Origin of the sequence: Streptomyces sp. NPDC000410 (assembly GCF_040300305.1) — a bacterium.
Lineage (GTDB): Bacteria > Actinomycetota > Actinomycetes > Streptomycetales > Streptomycetaceae > Streptomyces.
The window spans coordinates 37,871-63,138 of the sequence record NZ_JBEPDM010000038.1 but is presented as its reverse complement, the minus strand read 5'-3'; the positions used below and the strand labels follow the sequence as shown (position 1 = coordinate 63,138).

The window sequence follows — 25,268 nt, the reverse complement described above, 5'->3', positions numbered from 1 at the left end:
ACAGACCGATCTACACGCAGCTCGCAGTGCGCGACAGGGGCGGGGCGATGGAGCAGACACACACCAGCAATAACGGCGCCGCGTCGTATGCGACGGCCAGTGCCCAGCGCCGGGTGCTGGTGGTCGAGGACGACGCCACCATCGTCGAGGCCATCGGAGCCCGGCTGCGCGCCGAGGGCTTCCTGGTCCAGACGGCGACGGACGGCCCGGCGGCGGTCGAGGCCGCCGAGGCCTGGCAGCCCGATCTGATGGTCCTCGACGTGATGCTGCCCGGCTTCGACGGGCTGGAGGTCTGCCGCCGGGTGCAGGCTCAGCGGCCGGTGCCGGTGCTGATGCTCACGGCCCGCGACGACGAGACCGACATGCTGGTCGGGCTCGGCGTCGGCGCGGACGACTACATGACCAAGCCGTTCTCGATGCGCGAGCTCGCCGCGCGCGTGCACGTCCTGCTGCGCCGGGTCGAGCGTGCCGCGCTGGCCGCCGTGACGCCGCGCAGCGGCATCCTGCGCCTCGGCGAGCTGGAGATCGACCACGCCCAGCGCCGGGTCCGGGTCAGGAGCGAGGACGTCCACCTCACCCCGACCGAGTTCGACCTGCTGGTCTGCCTGGCGAACACGCCTCGCGCGGTCCTCTCGCGCGAGCAGCTGCTCGCCGAGGTCTGGGACTGGGCCGATGCCTCGGGTACGCGGACGGTCGACAGCCACATCAAGGCGCTGCGCCGGAAGATCGGCGCCGAGCGGATCCGTACGGTCCACGGCGTCGGCTACGCCCTGGAGACCCCGGCGCCATGAGCCGGCCGCGCCGGCCGAGGCTGCCCGGCCTGAGTCCGTGCCGCCTCCGCTCCCGGCTCGCGTCGGTGGAGATCTCGGTCAAGACCAAGCTCGGGGCCCTGGTCGTGGTCTCGGTGCTGATCACCTCGGGCCTGGCGCTGGTCGCCTTCAGGACCGGGGCGGAGCTGCGCTACATCACCGTCTTCGCGATGATCACCACGCTGCTGATCACCCAGTTCGTGGGGCACGGCCTGACGGCCCCGCTGGACGAGATGAACACCGTGGCGAAGTCGATATCCCACGGTGACTACACCCGGCGGGTGAGCGGCGCGGACCGCCGCGACGAGCTCGGCGACCTCGCGAACACGATCAACCGCATGGCCGACGACCTGGAGGCGGTGGACCGGCACCGCAAGGAGCTGGTGGCCAACGTCTCGCACGAGCTGCGCACCCCCATCGCGGCCCTGCGCGCGGTCCTGGAGAACGTCGTGGACGGGGTCTCCGCCGCCGATCCCGAGACGATGCGCACCGCGCTGAAACAGACCGAGCGCCTCGGCCGGCTGGTCGAGACGCTGCTGGATCTGTCCCGGCTCGACAACGGTGTGGTCTCGCTGCGAGCACGGCGCTTCGAGGTGTGGCCGTATCTGTCGGGCGTGCTGAAAGAGGCCAATCTGGCGGCCGGGCGGCGCGGGCTGACCTCCGGCTCCGGGAACCACACCCGCAAGGACGTCCATCTGCACCTGGAGGTGCAGCCGCCCGAGCTGACCGCGCACGCGGACGCGGAGCGGCTGCACCAGGTGATGGCCAATCTGATCGACAACGCCGTGAAGCACTCCCCGCCGCACGGCCGGGTCACGGTCAGCGCCCGGCGCGGCACCCGGCCCGAGTCCCTGGAGCTGGAGGTGCAGGACGAGGGTCCCGGCATCCCGGAGTCGGAGCGCCACAAGGTGTTCGAACGGTTCAACCGGGGCAGCGTCGTTTCCCCGCACGGGCCGGGCAGCGACGGCGGTACGGGCCTGGGCCTGGCGATCGCCCGCTGGGCCGTCGAGCTGCACGGGGGTCGCATCGGGGTGGCCGAATCGGCACGCGGGTGCCGCATCCGGGTCACTCTTCCGGGAGTCCCTCAGCAGCGCGGTTGACGTAGGGTTCGAACCGGAAGCGCAGCTTCTGCGTGTAGGTGAAAAATGGGTGCGGGCCGGCGGGCCGCAGCCGCGCTGACGCGTACCCGGTCCGAAGGGGAACCACGCTTGTTTCCCGCCATTTCCTACGCCGAAACCGGGTCCTCGGTGTGACTTGCGCGACGATGGCGACGCCCGGTCTGCACCTCCCGGTCCCGGAGGCGTAGCCTTTATTTCCGCTGTCCATCACCTTGTGAAGCGGAAGAGGGCGGTTGCCGCCGTGTCGTCTCAGTCCCCCAGTAACTCGAGCACTTCGACCGACCCTGACGGGCAGGGGAAGAACCCCGCTGCCGCGTTCGGTCCCAATGAGTGGCTCGTCGACGAGATCTACCAGCAGTACCTCCAGGACCCGAATTCGGTCGACCGCGCCTGGTGGGACTTCTTCGCCGACTACAAGCCGGGCGGCGCGGGTGCCGCCGGGTCCGCCGCCGCGGGGGCGCCCCCCGCCGCGGACGCTCCCCCCCAGACCGGTGCCGCGGGCACCGCGCAGTCGCCGGGCACCGCACAGGCTCCGGCGCCTGCCACCCCCGCGGCACCTGCCGCACCTGCCGCACCCGCGGCGCAGACGCCGGGCACCGCACAGGCTCCGGCGCCTGCTCCCGCCCCGGCGAAGCCCGCAGCCGCCGCCCCGGCGCCCGCTGCGGCCCCGGCGAAGCCCGCGGCCCCTGCCGCGCCCGCCAAGGCCGCCGCGCCCGCCAAGGAGGCCCCCGAGGGCCCCGAGCTCGTCCCCCTGCGCGGCCCCTCCGCCGCCGTCGCGAAGAACATGAACGCCTCCCTGGAGCTGCCGACGGCCACGTCCGTCCGCGCCGTCCCGGTGAAGCTGCTCTTCGACAACCGGATCGTCATCAACAACCACCTCAAGCGCGCCCGGGGCGGGAAGATCTCCTTCACGCACCTGATCGGCTACGCGATGGTGCAGGCGATCAAGGCCATGCCGTCGATGAACTGGTCGTACGGCGAGAAGGACGGCAAGCCCGTCCTGGTCAAGCCGCCGCACGTCAACTTCGGCCTCGCCATCGACCTCGTGAAGCCGAACGGTGACCGCCAGCTCGTCGTCGCCGGCATCAAGAAGGCCGAGACGCTGAACTTCTTCGAGTTCTGGCAGGCCTACGAGGACATCGTCCGGCGCGCCCGCAACAACAAGCTGACGATGGACGACTTCACCGGCGTCACCGTCTCGCTCACCAACCCCGGCGGCCTCGGCACCGTGCACTCCGTGCCGCGTCTGATGCCCGGCCAGTCGGTGATCATGGGCGTCGGCTCGATGGACTACCCGGCCGAGTTCCAGGGCACCTCCCAGGACACCCTGAACAAGCTGGGCATCTCCAAGGTCATGACCCTGACCTCGACGTACGACCACCGGGTCATCCAGGGCGCCGCCTCCGGCGAGTTCCTGCGGATCGTCGCGAACTACCTCCTCGGCGAGGACGGCTTCTACGACGAGATCTTCGAAGCCCTGCGCATCCCCTACGAGCCGGTCCGCTGGCTCAAGGACATCGACGCCTCCCACGACGACGACGTCACCAAGGCCGCGCGCGTCTTCGAGCTGATCCACTCCTACCGGGTCCGCGGCCACGTCATGGCCGACACCGACCCGCTGGAGTACAAGCAGCGCAAGCACCCCGACCTGGACATCACCGAGCACGGCCTCACCCTGTGGGACCTGGAGCGCGAGTTCGCGGTCGGCGGCTTCGCCGGCAAGTCGATGATGAAGCTCCGCGACATCCTCGGCGTGCTGCGCGACTCGTACTGCCGCACCACCGGCGTCGAGTTCATGCACATCCAGGACCCGAAGCAGCGCAAGTGGATCCAGGACCGCGTGGAGCGCCCGCACGCCAAGCCGGAGCGCGAGGAGCAGCTGCGGATCCTGCGCCGCCTCAACGCGGCGGAGGCGTTCGAGACCTTCCTGCAGACGAAGTACGTCGGCCAGAAGCGGTTCTCGCTGGAGGGCGGCGAGTCCGTCATCCCGCTGCTCGACGCGGTCATCGACTCCGCGGCCGAGTCCCGCCTGGACGAGGTCGTCATCGGCATGGCCCACCGCGGCCGCCTGAACGTCCTGGCGAACATCGTCGGCAAGTCGTACGCGCAGATCTTCCGCGAGTTCGAGGGCAACCTCGACCCGAAGTCGATGCACGGCTCGGGCGACGTGAAGTACCACCTGGGCGCCCAGGGCACCTTCACCGGCCTGGACGGCGAGCAGATCAAGGTCAGCCTGGTCGCGAACCCGTCGCACCTGGAGGCCGTCGACCCGGTCCTGGAGGGCGTCGCCCGCGCCAAGCAGGACGTCATCAACAAGGGCGGCACGGACTTCACCGTCATGCCGATCGCCCTGCACGGCGACGCGGCCTTCGCCGGCCAGGGCGTCGTGGCCGAGACGCTCAACATGTCGCAGCTGCGCGGCTACCGCACCGGCGGCACGGTCCACGTCGTCATCAACAACCAGGTCGGCTTCACGGCCGCCCCGGAGTCGTCGCGTTCGTCGATGTACGCGACCGACGTGGCCCGCATGATCGAGGCGCCGATCTTCCACGTGAACGGTGACGACCCGGAGGCGTGCGTCCGCGTGGCGCGGCTCGCCTTCGAGTTCCGCCAGACGTTCAACAAGGACGTCGTCATCGACCTCATCTGCTACCGCCGCCGCGGTCACAACGAGGGCGACAACCCGCAGTTCACCAACCCGCAGATGGTCAACCTGATCGACAAGAAGCGTTCGGTGCGCAAGCTCTACACCGAGTCGCTCATCGGTCGCGGCGACATCACGCTGGAAGAGGCCGAGCAGGCGCTCCAGGACTTCCAGGGCCAGCTGGAGAAGGTCTTCGCCGAGGTCCGCGAGGCCACCAGCCACCCGGCCCCGGTCCATGTCCCGGACGCCCAGGCCGAGTTCCCGGTCGCGGTGTCCACGGCGATCTCCCAGGAGGTCGTCAAGCGGATCGCGGAGTCCCAGGTCAACATCCCGGACCACATCCACGTGCACCCGCGCCTGATGCCCCAGCTGCAGCGCCGCGCGGCGTCGATCGAGGACGGGACGATCGACTGGGGCATGGGCGAGACGCTCGCGATCGGCTCGCTGCTGATGGAGGGCACCCCGGTCCGTCTCTCGGGCCAGGACACCCGCCGCGGCACCTTCGGCCAGCGCCACGCGGTCCTCGTCGACCAGGAGACCAACGAGGACTACACCCCGCTGCTCTACCTGTCCGAGGACCAGGCCCGCTACAACGTCTACGACTCGCTGCTCAGCGAGTACGCGGCGATGGGCTTCGAGTACGGCTACTCGCTGGCCCGCCCGGACGCGCTGGTCATGTGGGAGGCCCAGTTCGGTGACTTCGTCAACGGCGCGCAGACCGTCGTCGACGAGTTCATCTCCTCGGCCGAGCAGAAGTGGGGCCAGACCTCCGGCGTCACGCTGCTCCTGCCGCACGGCTACGAGGGCCAGGGCCCGGACCACAGCTCCGCCCGCCCGGAGCGCTTCCTCCAGATCTGCGCGCAGAACAACATGACGGTCGCCATGCCGTCCCTGCCGTCGAACTACTTCCACCTGCTGCGCTGGCAGGTCCACAACCCGCACCACAAGCCGCTCATCGTCTTCACCCCGAAGTCGATGCTGCGTCTGAAGGCCGCGGCGTCCCAGGCGGAGGAGTTCCTCACCGGCGGCTTCCGCCCGGTGATCGGCGACGAGTCGGTCGACCCGAACGCCGTCCGCAAGGTCGTCTTCTGCTCCGGCAAGGTCTACTACGACCTCGACGCCGAGCGTAAGAAGCGTGGCGTCACGGACACCGCGATCATCCGGCTGGAGCGCCTGTACCCGCTGCCGGGTGCCGAGCTCCAGGAGGAGATCGCCAAGTTCCCGAACGCCGAGAAGTACCTGTGGGCCCAGGAGGAGCCGGCGAACCAGGGTGCCTGGCCGTTCATCGCGCTCAACCTGATCGACCACCTCGACCTGGCGGTCGGCGCGGACGTCCCGCACGGCGAGCGCCTGCGCCGCATCTCGCGTCCGCACTCGTCGTCCCCGGCGGTGGGCTCGGCGAAGCGGCACCAGGCGGAGCAGCAGCAGCTGGTGAACGAGGTCTTCGAGGCCTGATCACGGCTACGGCTACCGGAGGGCCCGGCCCCGCGTCACGCGGGGCCGGGCCCTCCGGCGTACTCCCGCCACGTCAGTCGAACTGCGGCTCGAAGTCCCAGGTCGGCCGGACCCTGCGGCGGGCGGACACGGTGAGCGGATGGTGGGCGCCGAGCGTGGTGGTGAACTTCGAGAGCTCGTGCTCCTCCATCGCGTGGGCCTCGGCGTGCTCGCCCATCGCCCGCAGGTCGGAGGAGAGGGCGAGGTGGCAGGACAGCGTCAGCGGATGCTCGGCGCCGAGGACCCGCACGCTTCTGCGGGCGGCGTCCCGGCCGAACTCGACGGCCTCGTGGATCCGTCCGTTTCCGCTCAAGACAGCCGTGTTGTTGAGGACGCAGCCGAGGGTCCACGGGTGGTCGGCGCCCAAGGCGCCGGTGAGGCCCTCCAGCGCCTCGTCGCAGGTCCTCAGGGCGTGCTCGCGCATGCCGACGGCCAGGGCCCCCAGCGCCAGGTTGCTCCGCATGCCGAGGACCACCGGGTGCTCGGTGCCCAGCAGTTCGCGGAACACGTCGTCGGCGTCCGTCAGGAGCCTCTCCGCCTGCTGGAGGTCCCCTTGCGCGCGCAGGAGGTTGCCCCGGGCGCAGACGAGGGCGGCAGTACGGTGGTGGGCGCGGCCGTGCGCCCGCTCCAGCCGGTCGTGCAACTGGGCCATCCGCGAGCCGATGTTCTGCACGGGCTCTCCCGCCCGCAGCCGGCACATCAGCAGCTCGGCCTCGGCCCTCAGCGTGTGCGGGTGGTTCGGTCCGAGCGTCGCCCGCTGAACGCGCACGGTCTGCTCCTGCCGGGCCCGCGCGTCCGCGTAACGGCCCATAAGCCGCAGGTCCCGTGCGAAGCCGCCGGCCGATTCCAGGGCGTCGGGGTGGTCCGTCCGCTGCGTGCGTTCGTAGCGCTTGAGCGCGTCGCTCTCCTCGCGGTGGGCGTCGGCGTACTGGCCCGTGAGACGCAGCGCGGCGGCGAGATGGTGCTGGGCCGCGAGCGTCCTGCGGTCGTCGGGGCCGTACAGCTGGGTCGCCGTCTCGAACACGGAGCGCTGCGTCCGCAGCGCCTCCTCGTACGCCCCGCGAAGCCGGTGGTCGGCGGCGATGCGGCCGAGTGCTGTCGTGCGCTCGGCCACGTCGGCCGACTGCGGGTCGAGCGCGGTCCGGTCCAGTGCGTACGCGGCGTCGAAGTCCCCCGAGGCCCGGAGCAGATCGCCTTGCAGCACCGCCAGTTCCCGCAGCTTGCGGTCGTCGGGGGCGAGTCGCGTCCGCCACTGCTCGCGTACGCGCTCCGCCAGTGCCGCACCCGTACGGTAGTCGCCGCCGTGGACGCAGTAGCGCAGGCAGTCGAGGACGAGCGCCATCGTGCGTGGTTCGAGGCTCTCCAGAGCCCCCGAGGGCTCCAGATGCGTCAGCAGCTCCGCGTACCGGGGCCATCGCTTGGGCTTCTGCGGCCTGCCCGGGACCGCCGCCACCAGCAGGCGGTTCGCCGTCCGGCGCAGTGCGTGGCCGTCGTCGGCGAGATGGTGGGTGACGAGGCTGTGGACGAACGGGTGCATGGAGACCATGCCGTGGTGCGCGTCCTCCTCGTCGCGTGTGATCAGCGACGAGTCGACGAGGTGGTGCAGCGCCGCCGACCACGCCGCCGAGTCGGTGATCCAGCCCAGCTCGGCCGGGAGTTCGGCCTCCGGAAGGTCACGGAGGCGGCCGAGAGGTATCCGTCCCGGGGCGAAGTCGGTGCACAGCCGCAGCAGCTGCGCGGCGTGCGGGGATGCTTCGTACAGCCGGCCGACGAGGACGAAGTCGGGCCACCTGTCGCCGAGGGCGCGCTCGGACCAGAGGCCGCCCTCCTCCAGTGCGCGCAGGAAGTCCGCCGCGCCCGTCCGCGACTCCGCCAGCCGGTCCACGGCCAGCGCCAGGGCCGCGGGCACGTCGAAGAGTCCGTCGGCCAGCCGCTCGGTCTCATTGGCGGAGAAGTGCGGGAAGGCGCGCCGCAGGACGCCGATGCTTTCGTCACGGTCGAAGACCGGCACCTCGCGCAGGTCGGCGTGGTCCGCCCAGGACCGGTTGCGCGAGGTGATCAGGACGTGGCCGAGGCCCTCGGGGAGGACGGCGGGGTCGATGTCGTCGTCCCAGCCGTCGAAGACGATCAGCCATCTGCTGTACGGGATGCCCCGCCGCAGCGCTTCACGCACCGCCCGGATCTGGTCCCGGTGATCGGCACCGGGCGGCAGCTTCCATGCCTGTGCCAGTTCCCCGAACTCCTGGCGCAGCATGACAGGGCGCCGGGCGTCGACCCACCACACCATGTCGTAGTCGTCGCCGAAGCGGTGCGCGTACTCGGCGGCCAGCTCGGTCTTGCCCACGCCGGGCATCCCGGCGAGGACGCGCACGGGGGTGCCGTCACGGAAGGATCCGCGCAGCTCGTCCAGCAGACTCTCGCGGCCCGTGAAGCGCGGGTTGCGCAGGGGTACCTGTCCGAAGACGGAAGCCCGGCCGGGCGGAACGGCCGGGACCCGGGCGGGCACGACCGGGGCGGGCGCGGCGGGTTCGGCCGGGGCCGGTCCGGCCGTCGTCCAGGATTCCAGCGCCCGCAGCATCCGCACCTTCGCCTCGGCCTCGTCGGCGCCCGCGAGTCCGACCCGCCCGCTCCCGGCCGCGGCCAGGGACAGCCGGCTGTCGTCGAGGCACACCGTCAGGAACCGGTCGGGCCGCCCGCGGACGATGCCGCTCACCGCCGCTTCCCAGCTCAGCTCCTCGGGCCCGTACGCCGCGAGGTTGCGACTGAGCACCAGCACGACCTTGGCGCCGGTCCCGAGGAGGCGGCTGAGTGCTTCCTCGGGCGGCTCCTTCCCGACCGGGGCCCAGCGGTACGCCGTGACCTCGTGGCCGCGGCTCTCGAGCAGCTTGGTGATCCAGCTCGCCGAGGGCCCGTCCGCCCGTGCGTAGACGACGGCGTAGGGCTCGTCGGCGGGAGCCGGGCCGCTGGCCGGACCCGGGGGGAGTCCGGTCAGCACCTCGTGGAGGGGAACCATGTCGGCCACCTCCTCCGCGAGCAGCCTCTCCTCCAGCAGCCGGTCGAGCTCGGCCCGCAGCCGGTCGCGTTCCTCCCGCAGTTCGGCCTCCACGGCGGAGCCGCCGGACCCCGCGTCGGCCGTGACGACCACCTCGGCCGTGCCCTCGTCCTCCTCCGCCTCGACCACCTCCTCCGCCGCGACCAGCTCGCGCTCCAGCTCGTCGCAGCGCCGTTCCGCCGCCTCCACCCGCCGCTGGGCCGCTTCCAGAGCCTGCTCCAGCTGTTCCACACGCTCCCGCAACTGGTCGCGCTCGGTGCGGACGCGGTGTTGCTCGGCATGCAACACCTCCATCGCCGCGTCGCCGTCGGCGCGCTCGGTGATGACGACGGCCTCCAGCCGCTGCCGCTCGGCGTCGGCCTCCACGACGGCCTGTTGCGCGGCCCGCAACGCCATGGCCATCGCGTCCGCGCTCGTCCTGGCCAGCTGGGCCTCCTGGGTGGCCCCGACGAGCCGGTCCTCCAGGTCCTGGATCCTCCAGCCGGTCTCGTTGGTGACGCGCAGCGCGTTGCGTTGCAGTGCGATCACCCGCGCGTGGGCCTCGGCGGACAGCGGCCGGTTCAGCTCGCGGGCGGCGTCGTTCATGAGGGTGACGACGAAGTCGTCCGGCGCCACCCAGCTTCCGCTGAGGTAGCGGCTCACGCTGCCCGCGCTGCGGTGCTTGAGGGCCGCGTAGCGCCGTACGGACATCCTCAGCGCGGCGAAGAGCCGGCGCAGTTCCAGTGCCAGCGCACGGCACTCGTCCCCGACGTCGTCGGGGATCGGTTTCAGCGGATGGCTGCCGTCCCCGCCCTCGTACGGCACCAGCTCGTCGTCCAACGCCCTGCCTCCCCCTGCCGCGACCCGTGTTGCACAGCATCCGCAACGCGTAGCGCTTCGTGCAACACCCTTCGGCACGCCGAGAGTTGGTGACGGACAGTCGTGCCGCACCACCAGCGGGAAGGGACCCCGACCATGAAGCGCAGGATCTCTCCGAAAGTCGCTCTGACCCTGGCCGCCGCCGCGGTCTCCGGGGCCGTCCGGGCCGTCGTGGCCTGGGCCCTGAAGGGGGTCGTATCACCCTTGGACTGAGTGCCCCGGGGCGGCGCATACGCTGGAGTGAAAGCCTCACCGGCACGCACCACCGACCAGGAGCATGTCTTGTACTTCACCGACCGTGGCATCGAGGAGCTGGAGAAGCGGCGCGGCGAGGAGGAGGTCACTTTCGAGTGGCTCGCCGAGCAGCTGCGTACGTTCGTCGATCTCAACCCGGACTTCGAGGTCCCGGTCGAGCGGCTGGCCACGTGGCTGGCCCGGCTCGACGACGAGGACGAGGACGAGTAGGCACACCGACTCGCACCGGGGGCACCGCCGGTGCGCTGTCCGCCGGGCCCCGCGACGCCCTTGACGTGAGCCAGCCGCGATATATCGTGTCCACAAAGGACGCGATATATTGCGTCAGGGCAGGCCCGGGGAGGTCAGCACCATGCCAGACTCGACGTGGACGGTCGCGGAGCCGAAGAAGCTCACCTTCGACGAGCCCGTGACGGCCCTCAGCGTCCGCATCGCCAACGGAACGGTGAACGTCGTCGGTACCGACGAGAGCTCCGCGCGCCTGGAGATCTCCGAGATCGACGGCCCGCCGCTGATCGTGACGCGTACGGGCTCCACGCTGTCCGTCGCGTACGACGACCTCCCCTGGAAGGGCTTCCTCAGCCTGCTCAACCCCAAGAGCTGGAAGCACCACGCCGTGGTGTCCCTCGCCGTCCCCGCCGATGCGGCCGTCGAGGTCGGCGTCGTCGGGGCCGGGGCCGTCGTCTCCGGGATCCGCGGGCGTACGGACGTACGCGGCGTCAGCGGCGACACCACCCTCGTCGGGCTCTCCGGCACGGTCCACGCCGAGACCGTCTCCGGCAGCCTGGAGGCCCAGTCGCTCACCGGTGATCTGCGCTTCGACTCCGTCTCCGGCGATCTGACCGTCATCGAGGGCGCGGGCTCGTCGGTGCGGGCGGAGTCCGTCAGCGGCGCCATGGTGATCGACCTCGACGGGACACCCACGGACATCCGCGTCACCAGCGTCTCCGGCGAGGTCGCGATCCGGCTGCCGCACCCGGCGGACGCGCGCGTCGAGGCCAACACCACCACCGGGGTCGTGTCGAACGCCTTCGAGGACCTGAGGGTCAGAGGCCAGTGGGGCGCCAAGAAGATCACCGGCACGCTCGGCACGGGCAACGGCACGCTCAAGGCCACGACGGTGTCCGGCTCGATCGCCCTGCTGCGCCGCCCGGCGCGGGAGGACGAACCCTACGCGGACGCCCCCACCGGGAAGGTGCTCTGACATGCCACCCGTCTTCGCCCACGGCCGCCTGCGCCTGTATCTGCTCAAGCTCCTCGACGAGGCCCCGCGCCACGGCTACGAGGTGATCCGCCTGCTGGAGGAGCGCTTCCAGGGGCTGTACGCGCCGTCCGCCGGCACCGTCTACCCCCGGCTGGCCAAGCTGGAGGCCGAGGGCCTCGTCACGCACGCCACCGAGGGCGGCCGGAAGGTGTACTCGATCACCGACGCCGGTAGGGAGGAGTTGGCGGGCCGCAGCGGGGAACTCGCCGACCTGGAGCTGGAGATCCGCGAGTCGGTCGCCGAGCTCGCCGCCGAGATCCGCGACGACGTGCGGGGCGCGGCGGGGCAGCTGCGCAGCGAGATGCGGGCCGCGGCCTCGCAGAGCCGCAGCGCCGGGCCCGACGACTCGTGGCAGGCGACGAAGGACGAGTTCCGCCGCGCCAAGCAGGAATGGAAGGAGCAGGCCCGCCGGGCCAAGGACGAGTCGCGCCGGGCCCGGGAGGACGCCCAGGCCGCGCGCCGTCAGGCCAAGGAGGCGCAGGACCGGGCACGCGAGGAGGTCCAGCGGATCGCCCGTCAGGTCCAGGACCAGGTGCAGGGGCACTTCACGCGGGACGGGCTCTCGGATCTGCTCTCGCAGCTGGGCCTGGGGAACATGACGCGGGGTACGACGACGGCCCGGCCGCCCCGGGCCGAACCGGATGCCACGGCCGCCGCCCCGGACTGGGCCGATGACACCGCGGCGACCGGCGACCCGGCCCGCGACCTGGAGCGTCTGCTGGACCGCTTCCGCGACGACATCCGCGACGCGGCCCGCGACCACGGCGTCACGGCGGACCAGCTGTCCGAGGCCCGCCGCCACCTCTCGACGGCGGCGGCCCACATCGCGGCCGTGTTCCACCCGAAGCCCACCGACTGACCGGGAGCGGCCGCGCGAACGCCGCACCCCGAAGCGGTCGACGGCAGCCGGCCCCGCCCGACGCCCCGTCCCCGTTCCTATCCGGCGGCCCGCGTCACCGACACCTCCACGCGGGCCCCCGGCAGGGCGTGGATGCGGACCGGGCCGCTGTCGGTCCAGGTCCGCGGGCGCGGACCGGCGCCCCGCACCGTGACGCGCCAGCCCGTCGGGCTCGGCGGCAGCGACAGTTCGGTGACGCGCGAGCCGCGGCGGGCGGCGTCGTAGACCAGGCGGTACGCGTCCGCGCTGCCCGCCTCCTCCCGTACCACTCCCGCGACCGCCGACGCGTACGGCGCCGCCGTCTGCTCCTTGTTCGTACGGAAGCGGCCCTCCGCGTCCACCGCGCAGTACCCGCCCCCGTAACACCACACATAGCCCGCCCACCCCGAGCTGTAGCGCCCCAGCGAGACGAGCGCGTCCCGGTAGAAGCGGCCCATGTTGGGCAGGGAGTTGTTCAGCGGCCCCCACTCCCCCACGACCACCGGCACCCGGTACTCCTTCGGATACGCGGTGACCGCGGCCTCGTACGACTCGACCCAGCCGGCGGCGGGGTCGTAGTCGGCTCCCGCCTCCATCGCGGTGTTGTAGAAGTGCGGGGCGTAGACGATCTTCGGGTCCTTGATCTTCCCGAGCCCGGTCGGCACGCCCTCGCCGACGATCGGGGTCGGTTCGACGAAGATCCAGTTGTCCCGGTCCACCGAGCGCACCGCGTCCGCGAGCCGGTTGTACATCGCGGTCAGCTGCTCGCGCTCGATGCGGCGGGCGGCCGTCGGGAGGTCCTCGCCCTCCCGCAGCTCGCCCATCGGTTCGTTGATCAGGTCGTATCCGAGGACGGCCGGATGGTCCTCGAACCGGTCGGCGAGCACGCGCCACATCCGCGCCTGGGCGCGCCTCAGGTCCTCGTCCTCGTAGAGATGGGTGAACGCTCGCTGCACGGCGGGCTCGAAGTACTCGGCGAACCAGTCGTCCGGATGCGGGGTGAAGGGCAGCCCGTCCGTCCGTGTCGCCCACCGCGGGATGCCGCGGTGCCCGAAGGCCGGCCCGAAGACGTCCTGGTGGGCGTCGATGAGGACCTGGACGTCGTACTTCTCGGCCCAGTCCAGCACGCGCTCGATCTTGCGCAGGTACGCCTCGCTGTAGCGGCCGCGCACCGGCTCCAGGTCGTCCCAGAAGACCAGCAGCCGGGCGAAGTTGAACCCCTGGGCGCGCATGTCCCGGAAGTGCCGCTCGGTGATCGCGGACAGGGCCTGTTCACCGCGGTGGGTCTTGTCCTCGACGTTCCAGCCGCGCAGGGTGAGGACCCGCCCACGGTCGTCGGTCAGCCGGGGTATGTGCTCCGGCGGCCCCTCGGCGGCGTGGGTGGGCGTACCCACGGCGAGTACGGCGGAACAGGCGACAACAGCGAGAACGCGGCGCATCGGTGACCTCCGGCACGATCGTCTGACCAGTGCCGGAGATCCCATCAGCGGACCTGACGGTCCATCAAGAGTTCGTCAGGACAATCTTTCCGAAGAGGTCCCCGGACTCCATCTTCTCGAAGCCCTCCCGCGCCCGCTCCAGCGGCAGCACCTCGTCGATCACCGGCCGTACGCCCGTCGCCGCGCAGAAGGCGAGCAGGTCCTCCAGCTCGTCCTTCGTCCCCATCGTCGATCCGACGACCTTCAGCTCCAGGAAGAAAATCCGGGTCAGCTCGGCGTGCGAGGGCCGGTCGCCGCTCGTCGCGCCCGAGATCACCAGCGTGCCGCCGGGGCGCAGCGACTTCACCGAGTGCGACCAGGTGGCCGCGCCGACCGTCTCGATGACGGCGTCCACACGCTCCGGCAGTCGCGCCCCGGGCTCGAATGCGTCGACCGCGCCCAGCTCGACCGCCCGCTTGCGCTTGGCCTCGTCGCGGCTGGTGGCGTACACCCGCAGCCCCGCCGCCCTGCCGAGGACGATGGCCGCGGTCGCGACGCCACCGCCCGCACCCTGCACGAGCACCGAATCCCCGGGGCGTACGCCCGCGTTGGTGAACAGCATCCGGTACGCCGTGAGCCATGCGGTCGGCAGGCAGGCGGCCTCCGCGAACGACAGCTCCTTGGGCTTGCGCAGCACGTTCCACGCCGGGACGGCGACCTGCTCGGCGAAGGTGCCCTGGTACTTCTCGGTGAGGATCGAGCGGGGCTCGCGCGGACCGACGCCGTGCCCGGTCTGTCCGATGACCGAGTGGAGCACCACCTCGTTCCCGTCCGCGTCGATCCCGGCGGCGTCACAGCCGAGGATCATCGGGAGCTTGTCCTCGGACAGGCCCACACCCCGCAGCGACCACAGGTCGTGGTGGTTGAGGGAGGCGGCCTTGACGTTGACGACCGTCCAGCCGGGGGGTGCCTCCGGGGCCGGGCGTTCGCCCAGTTCGAGGCCGGTCAGCGGCTGGTCGCGATCGATGCGTGCGGCGTATGCGGCGAACATGACCTTGACGATAGGGCGGCACCGGTGCGCGGCGGAACCACGCACCGGTGTGACACACGACCCCTTTTCTTTGGCGTGCCCGGTTCTCCTCCGGGGCGCCTCAGCCTGTGCCGACGGTCGATCGTGCTCGGCCGCTCGCTCCTCGCTGCCTCCGCGCGGTCTCCCTTTCGGCACAGTCGCGCCCCTTCGGCTCACTCGCAGCTGCTAGTCCCGCCGGTACTGCGCCGGGGAGCCCTTCGTCGCCGGGTCCTCGTACGAGCCGGCCTTGCCGCGGTCCACGTGGAACGTGGTCAGCGTCGTCACGGGCGAGAGGGGATCGCGGCGGTCGGCGATGACCCGCATGTGCGCGCTGAAGCGCTGCGGCGTGACCTCGTAGACGTCGTAGCCGTAGCGGTTGCCCTCGAAGTACTTCAGGTGCGGGTTGGCCGCGCCCATGACCGGGCCGTTGGTGGCGTTCCAGCTCGCGGAGTACGCGCCCGAGGTGACGGAGTGCGCGGTGAACTCCGTGCCGATGACCGGCGACGAGGTGTCGTCGTAGTCGGGGCGGATGTCGTCGACGAAGGCGGAGTGCCAGTCGCCGGTGATGACGACGAGGTCCTCCATGCCGGTGCTGTGGACATGGCCCAGGACCTCCTTGCGCTCGGCGAGGAAGCCGTCCCACTGGTCGGTGAACATGTACGAGCCACCGGGGCGGCCGCGCAGCTGGCTGAGCATGATCGAGTTGGCCCAGACGTGCCAGGTGTCCGGTGCGCGGTCGATGTTCTGCTTCAGCCATGCCTTCTGGCCGGCGCCGAGGATCGTCCCCTGGCTGAGATTCTGGGCCGAGCGGTAGGAGCGCAGGTCGAGGACCGTGAGTTCCAGCAGATCGCCCCAGCGGCGGGTCCGGTGGATCTCGGGGTCGGGCAGCGCGGAGGCTCCGGCGTCGCGGTGCGGCATGTTCTCGTACCAGGCCTGGTACGCGGCCGCGCGGCGCTGCATGAAGGGGGCGCCGCCGCCGGTGCCGGAGTAGTCGTTGACGACCTCGTGGTCGTCCCAGGTGAGGAACCAGGGGTGGGCGGCGTGGGCCTCGCGCAGGGAGGCGTCGCCCTTGTAGAGGGCGTGGCGGCGGCGGTAGTCGGCGACGGTGAAGACCGAGGGGCCTTCGTGGTCGCGTACGTGGTCGGCGGGGACGCCGCCGACCTGGCCGTGCTCGTAGATGTAGTCGCCGAGGTGGACGACGAAGTCGACGTCCTCGCGGGCGATGCCGCGGTGGGCGGCGTAGAAGCCGTCGTGGAAGGCCTGGCAGTTGGCGGCGGCGAACCGGACCGCGCCGATGGTGCCGACGGGCGCGGTCTTCGTCCGCCCGACGCGGCTGGTCCTGCCCAGGGCCGTGAAGGCGTACCAGTACCGGGTGTTCGCACTCAGCCCGGAGACGGGGACGTGCACGCTGTGGCCGAGCGTGGCGGAGGCGGGGGCGGTGCCGCGGGCGACGACGCGCCGCAGCTGGGGGTCGGTGGCGACGACCCAGTCGACCTCCACGATCTCGGGCAGCTGCTGCTCGGCGGCGAGCGGCTCGGGCGCGAGGCGGGTCCACAGCAGGACGCTGCCGGGCTGCGGGTCGCCGGAGGCCACGCCGAGCGTAAACGGCGCGGGCTCGTAGTCCGCGCCGAGCGCCTCGGCGGCCTCGCGGGCCTGGGCGGGCGAGAGGCCGGCGCTCAGCGGCCAGACGACGTTCAGGGCACCGGCGGCGCCGGCGGCCTTGAGCAGATCGCGTCGGTTGAGCCTGGTCACTTGCGTCCCCCCGGGGCGGTCAGCGTGAGCGATATGGCGTCGGCGTAACCATCGTTGGAGGTCCCGCCACCGCTACGGGTGAACACGAGCAGCAGCCGCGCGCTCCGTGCGCCGGGCGGCACGGTGGCGGACGCGGTGCGCTCGACGAGTCCGGTACGGGACTGACGCTCGGCCGCCGTCACCGGGCCGAGCACCGACAGCGCCACTGGGGTGCCCTTGGCGTCCCGGAACTCCACGGACAGCCGGGCGCCGTCCTCCTGTGCGGCGTACCCGCCGAGCCATCCGGCGAGCGTGTACCGCACCCGCCCGGCGTCCACGGCCCGCCGCCCGGTGGTGCCCTGCTCGGGCAGGGCGATGTCCTGGACGAGGGCGGTGCGCGGGCTGTTGCCCCCGGAGAAGAACCGGCTACCTCGCGCGGGCGGACCGGGATCCGCGGGGGTCGGATACCCGCCCCCGTTGCTGTACGCGATCAGGGCGGGCGCCCCTTCCCGTACGTTCCATCCGGTCACACTCCCGACCGGTTCGGCGGACCCACCGGGTCCGGTCTCGGCATCGCCGTTGATGACTAGATTCACGGGGGCATCCCAGCAGCCGCCGATGAACCGGGAAAGACCGCGCGGCAAACACCCACCGGAACAACTCCCGGTCGGTGTCGGCGCTTTACCGGCCGGGACGCGGGGACTACTGGCCGGAGCGCAGGGAGCGCCAGATCCTGTCGGGCAGGGCGCGTGCGGCCTGGTCGAGGTCGAAGTCGTCGCTGTCGGACAGCCAGCGGCGCGCGGTCTCGGCGACGGGCCCCAGCACCAGGGCCTCGATCACGGGGGCGGGGACGGGGGCGATCTCGCCCTTCTCGATGTGGGTGCCCAGCCAGTCGGTGATGATCGCCATCTTGGCGGCCTTGGCGGCGCGGATCTCCTCGGCGTGCGTGGCCAGGTAGCCGGTGTAGGCGGAGGCGTGGAGGAAGAGGGCGATGTCGCGGTGCTCGGCGGTGAAGCGCAGGTAGGCCTGGACGAAGGCGCGCAGACCGCCGCGTGCGGTGCGGGACCGCTTGAGCGCGGCGATCATCGTGTCGCACTCCTGCTCCATACACCGGGTGTACAGGACGGCGGCGAGGCCGTCGAAGCTGCCGAAGTGGTGGTAGAGGCTGCCGAGGCTGACTCCGCTGGCCGCCGTGACGGCACTGACGGTGAAGCCCTGCTGGCCCGACTCGACGAACACCTTCAGTGCGGTGGTCAGGAGCAAGTCGGCGGTCGCTGCACCGCGGTGTTGCTTAGGCGACATGGCCGGACTCCATGTCGCAAGTGTATGGCAGGGCACTGATCTAAAAGGCTTTTCTAGAAATTAACTTCACATCTCAAGCCGTTTGGTCGAGTCCTGGTCGGAACCTGGGCGATCCCTTGCCGTGCACATGACGACATGCCTTACTGCCACGGAGAACCGCCGGCCACCAAGGGGAGCGAGCCATGACCGAACCGGAATTCACGCCACCGAAGCCCTCCTTACCGCCCCAGCCCTCCTTACCGCCCCAGGCCTCCGCCGAGCCGCCGCCCCGCCGCAAGAAGGTCGTGCTGATCGGCGGCATCGGCGCGGTGGTCCTGGCGTTACTGGCCGGCCTCACAGCCGTACTGACCGGGACGGATGCCGACGACTCGGCATCGAAGGCGTCGCAGCAGAACCGGGCACCCTTCGAGCAGGCCCTGAGCGACCTGGCGGCGGCCCAAGGCCTGCGCTACCAGGACAAGGTCGTCGCCGACCTCTGGAGTCGGGACATCACCGTCACTCCGTCCGGCACGCAGTTCGGCAGCACCGATTCGCGCCTCGACATGGAGGTCCTGCGGATCGGAGGCAAGACCTACACGAGGGACACCAAGCCTCCGGCATCCGGCGTGGACGGGAAAAAACCGGAAGGGCCCGGCAGGTGGACCTTCGGGGGGTACTGGAGCAGCTCCCGCCACAAGACACTCCAGCAATTCCTGCCCCCGGCGCAGCTCGCGGCCCAACTCCGCAGCGCCCTCGACGCACAGGCCGAGCTGCCCGGCCCGGGCAGCCCGGACACGCCACCGTCCAGCGTCAACGGGGTGCCCGCACTGCGGGCCGACACCTCCGCCGGCAGCATCCTGGTCACGAAGAAGCCTCCGCACCGGGTGCTGCGCCTGGAGCGGTACGAGCTGGGTGATCTAGCCGAGCGGCTGCGCAACACGGCGGCTCCGCTGCCCGACATCCCCCCGGTGACCACCGGGCCGCTGGCCCAGGGCGACTCCACGGGAATGGACCTGTCGCCGCTCGTGGGCGAGGCGGTCGACAGGATGTACGACACGCTGGAGGCCTACGCCAAGCAGCTCGCCAACGCGGTGGACGACGACGTCAAGTTCTCGCTCGACCTCGGCGGCTCGCTGAACTGCGGCAACGCGGGCTGCACCGTCAGGGAGAACTTCAGGGGAACCCTGACCACCGCCGCCAAGGCCCGCATCACCCAAGGCACGGTCACCGCCGTCATGACGGCCGACGTGACCGTCGACGGACAACCCGCCGGCTCGTGCGTCACCCCGCCCAGCGTCGTCCGCTTCAACGGCAACTCCGCGTCCGGAAACCTTTCCTGCCGAGTCCCCTCGGCCGGGCCGGTCTTCGCGACGGCGATGGCGACGAAGAAGGCACGGGCCGAGGCCCAGTCCAGGGCCTCCGGCGGCAGTCCGGTCCCCTATCGGGTCTCCACCCGCGCCTGGGCCGAGATCGACGCACAAGCCCTGGCCGTGGGCGAGGTGAACCGGCTCGTCGAGCAGGTCCGGCAGGAACGACGCAGCCCTCATCGATGAGCGGGTGGCCATGGACACGGCCAGGGCGAGGGCCGAGGCCCGGAAGACCGGTAAGTCCGAGGCCGAAGCGGCCGCGGATGCGAAGCGAAGGGGTGCCTCGAGGTGTGCAGGCCTCTGACCAACAGCGCCGGCGGCAAGGTCGACGGGGCGTGATGCCGGGCAAGGGTGCGGGTGTGCGAACCTTCTGGTTCCCGGACGGCGGCGAGTTACCCCCCGGCACTGCGTGAGGGACGGCTCCTACACTGCGCACCCTGGACGTACGCAGGCGGGACGGAGTGACGTGGCGTGAGCGGGGAAATGCCGAAGAGCGTGGAGACCTTTGCCTGCTCGGCGTCCTTCGCCCGGGCCAGAGCATTCGTGGCCGCTTGTGTGGAGCGTACGGCTGGAGTCCTCTTCTGGGCCGCGGCGGAGTCCGGGGCGGAGGCTGCTCCGGAAGCCTGTTTCCAGGCGCTGGACCTGCTGTGGGAAAGCGGCCCGGTGGATGAGGAAAGGGTGAGCGAGCTCTACGACGCCCTGGGGGAACTGCTCGAGGAGGCATCGGAAAGCCCGGTCGAAGGGGCGGAGGCGATTGCCGCCGAAGGCACCGATGTGCTGCGGACAGGCTTGGGATTCCTCTTGTGGGGCAATCCCGAGGGGGCCTCTCAGATCTCCCTGGCGGTACGGGAATTCGTGAGCGAACTCGGCGAGCGCTGCGACGTCGATCTGCTGGAGAGGGAGGACGAGGCGCAGAACCGGGACGTCGTGACGCTCACGTCCTGGGGCGACGGATCCGCGTCGCCCGACGCGCCGTCCTCGCTGCGCGCGGCGGCGTCCGAGGTCGGGCGGGAGTATCTGGCGGCTGCTGTGGCCCGGTACCGGGGCGGTACGGGGAGCGCCGGTGCGCCGGAAGCCTCCCTCAGGGTCTACGCGGTCCTCGACCGGTCGGCCGTCATCGCCAAGCACGCGGCCGCCCCACGGCACTACGGCGTCGTGGGGCGCATCGTCGCGGGCCGGGGCGCGGGACGGTACCTCCGGGTGGACCGGCAGGCGGACCTGGCCGAGACGCCTTATGAGCCCGAGGAGCTCGGGGAGCCGCCCGCGGAGCTCACGGGAGTCTCCATCCGCGTGGCCGACGATCCCGCGATGGAGAGCAACTGCGTCGGGGAGTGGGTCGAGGACTGGGCGGCCGTCGAGGAGACCTTCGAGCGGGACGGCCGTCGGGTGGACTGGCCCTCCCGCTGACGCCCCGCTCCGCCGAACGCGACGGGCCGCGCCCCGCACCCCCGAAGGGTGCGGGGCGCGGCCCGTACACGATCATGGCTCGCGGCGTCAGGCGCGCGCCACGCCCTCCGCACGAGCGGCGGCGGCGACCGCGGCGGTGACCGCCGGGGCCACGCGCTCGTCGAACGGCGACGGGATGACGTAGTCCGCGGCGAGGGCGTCGCCCACCACGTCCGCCAGCGCGTTCGCCGCGGCGATCTTCATGCCCTCGGTGATCCGGGAGGCCCGGACCTGGAAGGCGCCCGCGAAGATGCCCGGGAAGGCCAGCACGTTGTTGATCTGGTTCGGGTAGTCGCTGCGACCCGTGGCCACGACCGCGGCGTACTTGTGCGCCACGTCCGGGTGGACCTCCGGGTTCGGGTTGGCCATGGCGAAGACGAACGCGTCCTTCGCCATCGACGCGACCGCCGGCTCCGGCACCGTGCCGCCGGACACTCCGATGAAGACGTCCGCGCCGGCCAGCGCGCTCTCCAGCGAGCCGGTGAGCCCGGCACGGTTGGTGAGCTCGGCGAGCTCCCGCTTGACCGCCGTGAGGTCCTCACGGTCCCGGCTCACGATGCCCTTGCGGTCGGCGACCGCGACATCGCCGATGCCGGCCTCCAGCAGGAACTTCGCGATGGCGACACCCGCCGCGCCCGCGCCCGAGATGACCGCGCGCAGGTCACCGAGACCCCGCCCGGTCAGCTTGGCCGCGTTGCGCAGGGCCGCCAGCGTCACCACGGCCGTGCCGTGCTGGTCGTCGTGGAACACCGGAATGTCCAGGCGCTCCTGGAGCTTGCGCTCGATCTCGAAGCACCGCGGCGCCGAGATGTCCTCCAGGTTCACTCCACCGAAGGACGGGGCGAGCCGCACGACGGTGTCCACGATCTCGTCCGTGTCCGTCGTCGCGAGCGCGATCGGCACCGCGTCCACGCCGCCGAACTGCTTGAACAGGATCGCCTTGCCCTCCATCACGGGGAGCGAGGCCTCCGGGCCGATGTCGCCGAGGCCGAGCACGGCCGTACCGTCCGTGACGACGGCGACGACCTTCGATTTCCAGGTGTAGTCGTGGACGAGCTCCGGCTGCTCCGCGATCGCGGTGCACACCTTGGCGACGCCGGGCGTGTACGCGAGGGACAGGTCGTCCTTGTCCCGCACCGGCACGGTGGCCTGCACAGCCATCTTGCCGCCGCGGTGCAGCGCGAAGGCCGGGTCCAAGTCCAGACCGGACTCCCCGACGTCGCTGCGAGGATTGACGATCTCCGCTGCCATTTTCGTTTGACCCCTTAGGTCTTCATCAGTTGAGGGTGGCCACTCCTGGTTGAGGAGGGGTGGGCGGGCACCGCGTCCGTTACGTACTCGACGTCCGTTACGTCCGCGCGGGCGCGCCGCACAACGCGCCCTGAGCCCCGGATGAGGGGTGTAAGGATCCTTCTTACCGGACAGACGGCACCGCCGACGAGTCGATATCCGCACGGTGACGCGACTCATAGCGGACTATGGGGACAAGTCCGCACGACATCGCATCGCACTCGTCCACGGTACGAAACCGTCCACATCGCGAGAGTCACCGAAGATTTTCCGGCTGGAGGAAGGTGTCTCCACAGAAGGTCCGGTCTCGGTGGACCGGATGGTTGAGGTTCGGGGGTCACCCGTTATCCGATTTTGACATGCGCGGCCCCCTGATTGCGCCCGTCCGAATGGCAAGATGCCGTAATCACACAAGGTCGCGGCACCCGAAGAGGTGTGCACGGCCCACTGGCAACTCCCACACCCGCCGGAGGAACCCGACCATGACCGCAAGCACCACCCACCGCCCCACCGCCGCGCGGACCCGGACGTCCCGCCTCGCCGCGGCCGGCGCGATCGCGGTCGCCGGCGCCCTGCTGCTGACCGCCTGCGGCGACCAGACCGCGGGCAACGGCGCCGCGCGGACGCCCGACGCGGCCGGCGCCCCGCTCGCCGAGATGCTCCCCCAGGCGATCCGCGACAAGGGCGAGATCAAGGTCGGCTCCGACATCGCGTACCCGCCGGTCGAGTTCAAGGACGGCTCCGGCAAGACCGTGGGTATCGACCCGGACATCGCGGACGCGCTCGGCAAGCAGCTCGGTGTGACGTTCAAGTTCGAGAACGGCACCTTCGACACGCTGATCACGGGCCTGCGCTCCAAGCGGTACGACATCGCCATGTCGGCCATGACGGACACCAAGGACCGCCAGGAGGGTGTCGACTCCGAGACCGGCAAGAAGGTCGGTGAGGGCGTCGACTTCGTCGACTACTTCACGGCCGGTGTCTCGATCTACACCAAGAAGGGCGACGACAAGGGCATCAAGACCTGGGCCGACCTGTGCGGCAAGAAGATCGTCGTGCAGCGCGGCACGGTCTCCGAGGACCTCGCCAAGGCCGAGAGCACCAAGTGTGAGAAGGCCAAGAAGGGCAAGATCACGATCGAGGCCTTCGACAACGACCAGCAGGCCCAGACCCGGCTGCGCGCCGGTGGCGCGGACGCCGGCTCCTCCGACTTCCCGGTCGCGGCCTACGCCGTGAAGACCTCGGGCGGCGGCAACGACTTCCAGATCGTCGGCGAGCAGGTCGAGGCCGCTCCGTACGGCATCGCCGTCGCCAAGAACAACACCGAGCTGCGCGACGCGCTCAAGGCCGCGCTCGACGCGATCATCAAGAACGGCGAGTACAAGAAGATCGTCGACAAGTGGGGCGTCGACGCCGGCGCGGTGACCGAGGCCAAGATCAACGGCGGCTCCTGACCACACACGGTCAGGACTCCGACTCGGGCACTGAAAGGCTCATTGTGACTGTCGACATCGAAAAGACGGGCCCGGAGGACGCACCGCCGCCGCCACCCGCCGGACCTGAGGCCATCAAGGCCATCCCGGTCCGGCACTACGGCCGGTACGTCGCCGCCGTCGTCGCGATCGCGCTGTTCGCCGCGATCGTCTACGCCTTCTCACAGGGCAAGATCAACTGGGGCGTCGTCCCGGACTTCTTCTTCGACCAGCGCATCCTCGACGGCGTCGGCCAGACGCTGCTGCTGACCGTCCTGTCGATGGCCATCGGCATCGTCGGCGGCGTGCTCCTCGCGGTGATGCGGCTCTCGCACAACCCGGTGACCTCGTCGATCGCCTGGTTCTACATCTGGTTCTTCCGCGGTACCCCGGTCCTGGTCCAGCTGTTCGTCTGGTTCAACCTCGGCCTGGTCTTCGAGTACATCAACCTCGGACCGTTCTACAAGGACGAGTGGTCCGACTTCATGACGCCGTTCCTGACGGCGCTGCTGGGTCTGGGCCTGAACGAGGCCGCCTACATGGCGGAGATCTGCCGGGCCGGTCTGCTCGCGGTCGACGAGGGCCAGACCGAGGCCTCCCACGCCCTCGGCATGAGCCACGGCAAGACCCTGCGCCGGATCGTGATCCCGCAGGCGATGCGCGTGATCGTGCCGCCCACGGGCAACGAGGTCATCAACATGCTGAAGACGACCTCGCTGGTGGCCGCGGTGCAGTACCCCGAGCTGCTGCGCTACGCCCAGGACATCGGCCAGACCTCCGGCGCACCGGTCGAGATGCTGTTCCTCGCCGCCGCCTGGTACCTGATCCTGACCTCGGTCCTGAGCGTCGGCCAGTACTACCTTGAGCGGTACTACGCACGCGGCAGCAGCCGTAGCCTGCCGCCCACCCCCTGGCAGAAGGTCAAGGCAAGCGTGTTCTCGGTGCGTCGCCCGAAGGGAGTCACGGCATGACCGCCATCCCCATGGTCAAGGCCGAGGGCGTCCACAAGTCCTTCGGCCACGTCGATGTCCTCAAGGGCATCGACCTGGAGGTCGCCCCGCGCGAGGTGTTCTGCCTCATCGGGCCCTCCGGTTCCGGTAAGTCGACCTTCCTGCGGTGCATCAACCACCTGGAGAAGATCAACGCCGGCCGGCTGTACGTCGACGGCGATCTCGTCGGCTACCGCCAGAAGGGCGACAAGCTGTACGAGCTCAAGGACAGCGAGGTGGCCCTCAAGCGCCGGGACATCGGCATGGTCTTCCAGCGCTTCAACCTGTTCCCGCACATGACGGCCATAGAGAACGTCATGGAGGCCCCGATCCAGGTCAAGAGCGAGGCCAAGGCCGTGGCGCGCGAGCGGGCCGCCCGTCTGCTGGACCGGGTGGGCCTGGCCGACAAGGCCGGGAACTACCCCTCCCAGCTCTCCGGCGGTCAGCAGCAGCGCGTCGCCATCGCCCGCGCGCTGGCGATGGAGCCGAAGCTGATGCTCTTCGACGAGCCGACGTCGGCCCTCGACCCGGAGCTGGTCGGCGACGTCCTCGACGTCATGCGCGGCCTCGCCGAGGACGGCATGACGATGGTCGTCGTCACGCACGAGATGGGCTTCGCCCGTGAGGTCGGCGACTCGCTGGTCTTCATGGACGGCGGCGTGGTGGTCGAGTCCGGGAATCCGCGTGATGTCCTGACGAACCCGCAGCACGACCGTACGAAGTCGTTCCTGTCGAAGGTGCTGTAGCCAAAACCCGAACAGGGCGGGTGCGGGGCGCGTCACGGGCCCCGCACCCGCCCTGTTCGTATGCCGGAGACACGGCGGGTGCGGCAGG

The 25,268-nt window shown here is 70.8% G+C and carries 18 protein-coding genes; 11 read left to right on the top strand and 7 right to left on the bottom strand.

Annotated features, from left to right (window positions below; all coding sequences use genetic code 11):
- The first annotated feature begins 47 nt into the window (after window positions 1-47).
- The 3 genes from ABT342_RS28640 to ABT342_RS28630 all read left to right on the top strand — a co-directional run bounded on the left by ABT342_RS28640 (window position 48) and on the right by ABT342_RS28630 (window position 6,026).
- Window positions 48-791, top strand: coding sequence for a response regulator transcription factor (locus ABT342_RS28640; protein WP_351580002.1), 744 nt, complete (start codon window positions 48-50; stop codon window positions 789-791).
- Entirely contained in the window at window positions 788-1,909 is a 1,122-nt protein-coding gene (locus ABT342_RS28635; RefSeq protein ID WP_351579999.1) for a HAMP domain-containing sensor histidine kinase, read from the top strand. Before ABT342_RS28640 ends, ABT342_RS28635 begins: the two co-directional genes overlap by 4 nt.
- 259 nt (window positions 1,910-2,168) lie before the next feature.
- Complete coding sequence (locus ABT342_RS28630; RefSeq protein WP_351579996.1) at window positions 2,169-6,026, top strand: multifunctional oxoglutarate decarboxylase/oxoglutarate dehydrogenase thiamine pyrophosphate-binding subunit/dihydrolipoyllysine-residue succinyltransferase subunit; 3,858 nt, start codon at window positions 2,169-2,171, stop codon at window positions 6,024-6,026.
- 73 nt (window positions 6,027-6,099) lie between these two features.
- Here the strand turns inward: ABT342_RS28630 and fxsT are convergent, their stop codons facing one another.
- Entirely contained in the window at window positions 6,100-9,936 is a 3,837-nt protein-coding gene (fxsT, locus tag ABT342_RS28625) for an FxSxx-COOH system tetratricopeptide repeat protein (RefSeq protein ID WP_351579993.1), read from the bottom strand.
- A gap of 321 nt (window positions 9,937-10,257) precedes the next feature.
- On the opposite strand from fxsT, the gene ABT342_RS28620 reads away from it, so the two are divergent.
- From ABT342_RS28620 to ABT342_RS28610, 3 genes are all read left to right on the top strand, one after another.
- Window positions 10,258-10,440, top strand: a complete 183-nt coding sequence (locus ABT342_RS28620) for a DUF6104 family protein (RefSeq protein ID WP_003961784.1) — start codon at window positions 10,258-10,260, stop codon at window positions 10,438-10,440.
- 142 nt (window positions 10,441-10,582) lie between these two features.
- Complete coding sequence (locus ABT342_RS28615) at window positions 10,583-11,434, top strand: DUF4097 family beta strand repeat-containing protein (RefSeq protein WP_351579990.1); 852 nt, start codon at window positions 10,583-10,585, stop codon at window positions 11,432-11,434.
- Between the two features lies 1 nt (window position 11,435).
- Window positions 11,436-12,353 (top strand): PadR family transcriptional regulator, encoded by a 918-nt coding sequence (locus ABT342_RS28610; protein ID WP_351579987.1) that lies wholly within the window; start codon window positions 11,436-11,438, stop codon window positions 12,351-12,353.
- A 77-nt stretch (window positions 12,354-12,430) separates the two neighbouring features.
- Here ABT342_RS28610 and ABT342_RS28605 read toward each other — a convergent pair whose 3' ends face one another.
- The 5 genes from ABT342_RS28605 to ABT342_RS28585 all read right to left on the bottom strand — a co-directional run bounded on the left by ABT342_RS28605 (window position 12,431) and on the right by ABT342_RS28585 (window position 17,891).
- On the bottom strand, window positions 12,431-13,810 hold the full coding sequence (locus tag ABT342_RS28605) for a glycoside hydrolase family 5 protein (protein ID WP_351579984.1): 1,380 nt from the start codon (window positions 13,808-13,810) through the stop codon (window positions 12,431-12,433).
- 64 nt (window positions 13,811-13,874) lie between these two features.
- Entirely contained in the window at window positions 13,875-14,840 is a 966-nt protein-coding gene (locus tag ABT342_RS28600; RefSeq protein WP_351579981.1) for a zinc-binding dehydrogenase, read from the bottom strand.
- A 204-nt stretch (window positions 14,841-15,044) separates the two neighbouring features.
- A complete protein-coding gene (locus ABT342_RS28595; protein ID WP_351579978.1) occupies window positions 15,045-16,610 on the bottom strand; it encodes an alkaline phosphatase D family protein in 1,566 nt (521 codons plus the stop codon).
- The gene (locus ABT342_RS28590) at window positions 16,607-17,185 is read right to left on the bottom strand and encodes a phosphoesterase (RefSeq protein ID WP_351579975.1); all 579 of its coding nucleotides are present in this window, start codon (window positions 17,183-17,185) and stop codon (window positions 16,607-16,609) included. Before ABT342_RS28590 ends, ABT342_RS28595 begins: the two co-directional genes overlap by 4 nt.
- A 106-nt stretch (window positions 17,186-17,291) precedes the next feature.
- On the bottom strand, window positions 17,292-17,891 hold the full coding sequence (locus ABT342_RS28585) for a TetR/AcrR family transcriptional regulator (protein ID WP_351579972.1): 600 nt from the start codon (window positions 17,889-17,891) through the stop codon (window positions 17,292-17,294).
- A 182-nt stretch (window positions 17,892-18,073) separates the two neighbouring features.
- Here ABT342_RS28585 and ABT342_RS28580 point away from each other — a divergent pair, with 182 nt between their 5' ends.
- Entirely contained in the window at window positions 18,074-19,423 is a 1,350-nt protein-coding gene (locus ABT342_RS28580; protein WP_351579969.1) for a hypothetical protein, read from the top strand.
- Between the two features lie 285 nt (window positions 19,424-19,708).
- Window positions 19,709-20,644 (top strand): hypothetical protein, encoded by a 936-nt coding sequence (locus tag ABT342_RS28575; RefSeq protein ID WP_351579967.1) that lies wholly within the window; start codon window positions 19,709-19,711, stop codon window positions 20,642-20,644.
- Window positions 20,645-20,731: 87 nt separating this feature from the next.
- On the opposite strand, the gene ABT342_RS28570 is transcribed toward ABT342_RS28575, so the two are convergent.
- Window positions 20,732-21,934, bottom strand: a complete 1,203-nt coding sequence (locus ABT342_RS28570; RefSeq protein WP_351579965.1) for an NAD(P)-dependent malic enzyme — start codon at window positions 21,932-21,934, stop codon at window positions 20,732-20,734.
- Between the two features lie 521 nt (window positions 21,935-22,455).
- Here ABT342_RS28570 and ABT342_RS28565 point away from each other — a divergent pair.
- From ABT342_RS28565 to ABT342_RS28555, 3 genes are read left to right on the top strand one after another with little or no spacing between them, the layout of a single operon-like run.
- A complete protein-coding gene (locus ABT342_RS28565) occupies window positions 22,456-23,427 on the top strand; it encodes an ABC transporter substrate-binding protein (protein ID WP_351579963.1) in 972 nt (323 codons plus the stop codon).
- A 44-nt stretch (window positions 23,428-23,471) separates the two neighbouring features.
- On the top strand, window positions 23,472-24,416 hold the full coding sequence (locus ABT342_RS28560) for an amino acid ABC transporter permease (protein ID WP_351579960.1): 945 nt from the start codon (window positions 23,472-23,474) through the stop codon (window positions 24,414-24,416).
- A complete protein-coding gene (locus ABT342_RS28555) occupies window positions 24,413-25,180 on the top strand; it encodes an amino acid ABC transporter ATP-binding protein (RefSeq protein WP_351579957.1) in 768 nt (255 codons plus the stop codon). Before ABT342_RS28560 ends, ABT342_RS28555 begins: the two co-directional genes overlap by 4 nt.
- Window positions 25,181-25,268 lie beyond the last annotated feature (88 nt).

Coding starts and splice junctions, on each gene's coding strand:
- ABT342_RS28640 (WP_351580002.1), top strand. CDS start 48: ATGGAGCAGACACACACCAGCAATAACGGCGCCGCGTCGTATGCGACG.
- ABT342_RS28635 (WP_351579999.1), top strand. CDS start 788: ATGAGCCGGCCGCGCCGGCCGAGGCTGCCCGGCCTGAGTCCGTGCCGC.
- ABT342_RS28615 (WP_351579990.1), top strand. CDS start 10,583: ATGCCAGACTCGACGTGGACGGTCGCGGAGCCGAAGAAGCTCACCTTC.
- ABT342_RS28610 (WP_351579987.1), top strand. CDS start 11,436: ATGCCACCCGTCTTCGCCCACGGCCGCCTGCGCCTGTATCTGCTCAAG.
- ABT342_RS28605 (WP_351579984.1), bottom strand. CDS start 13,810: ATGCGCCGCGTTCTCGCTGTTGTCGCCTGTTCCGCCGTACTCGCCGTG.
- ABT342_RS28600 (WP_351579981.1), bottom strand. CDS start 14,840: ATGTTCGCCGCATACGCCGCACGCATCGATCGCGACCAGCCGCTGACC.
- ABT342_RS28585 (WP_351579972.1), bottom strand. CDS start 17,891: ATGTCGCCTAAGCAACACCGCGGTGCAGCGACCGCCGACTTGCTCCTG.
- ABT342_RS28580 (WP_351579969.1), top strand. CDS start 18,074: ATGACCGAACCGGAATTCACGCCACCGAAGCCCTCCTTACCGCCCCAG.
- ABT342_RS28570 (WP_351579965.1), bottom strand. CDS start 21,934: ATGGCAGCGGAGATCGTCAATCCTCGCAGCGACGTCGGGGAGTCCGGT.
- ABT342_RS28565 (WP_351579963.1), top strand. CDS start 22,456: ATGACCGCAAGCACCACCCACCGCCCCACCGCCGCGCGGACCCGGACG.
- ABT342_RS28555 (WP_351579957.1), top strand. CDS start 24,413: ATGACCGCCATCCCCATGGTCAAGGCCGAGGGCGTCCACAAGTCCTTC.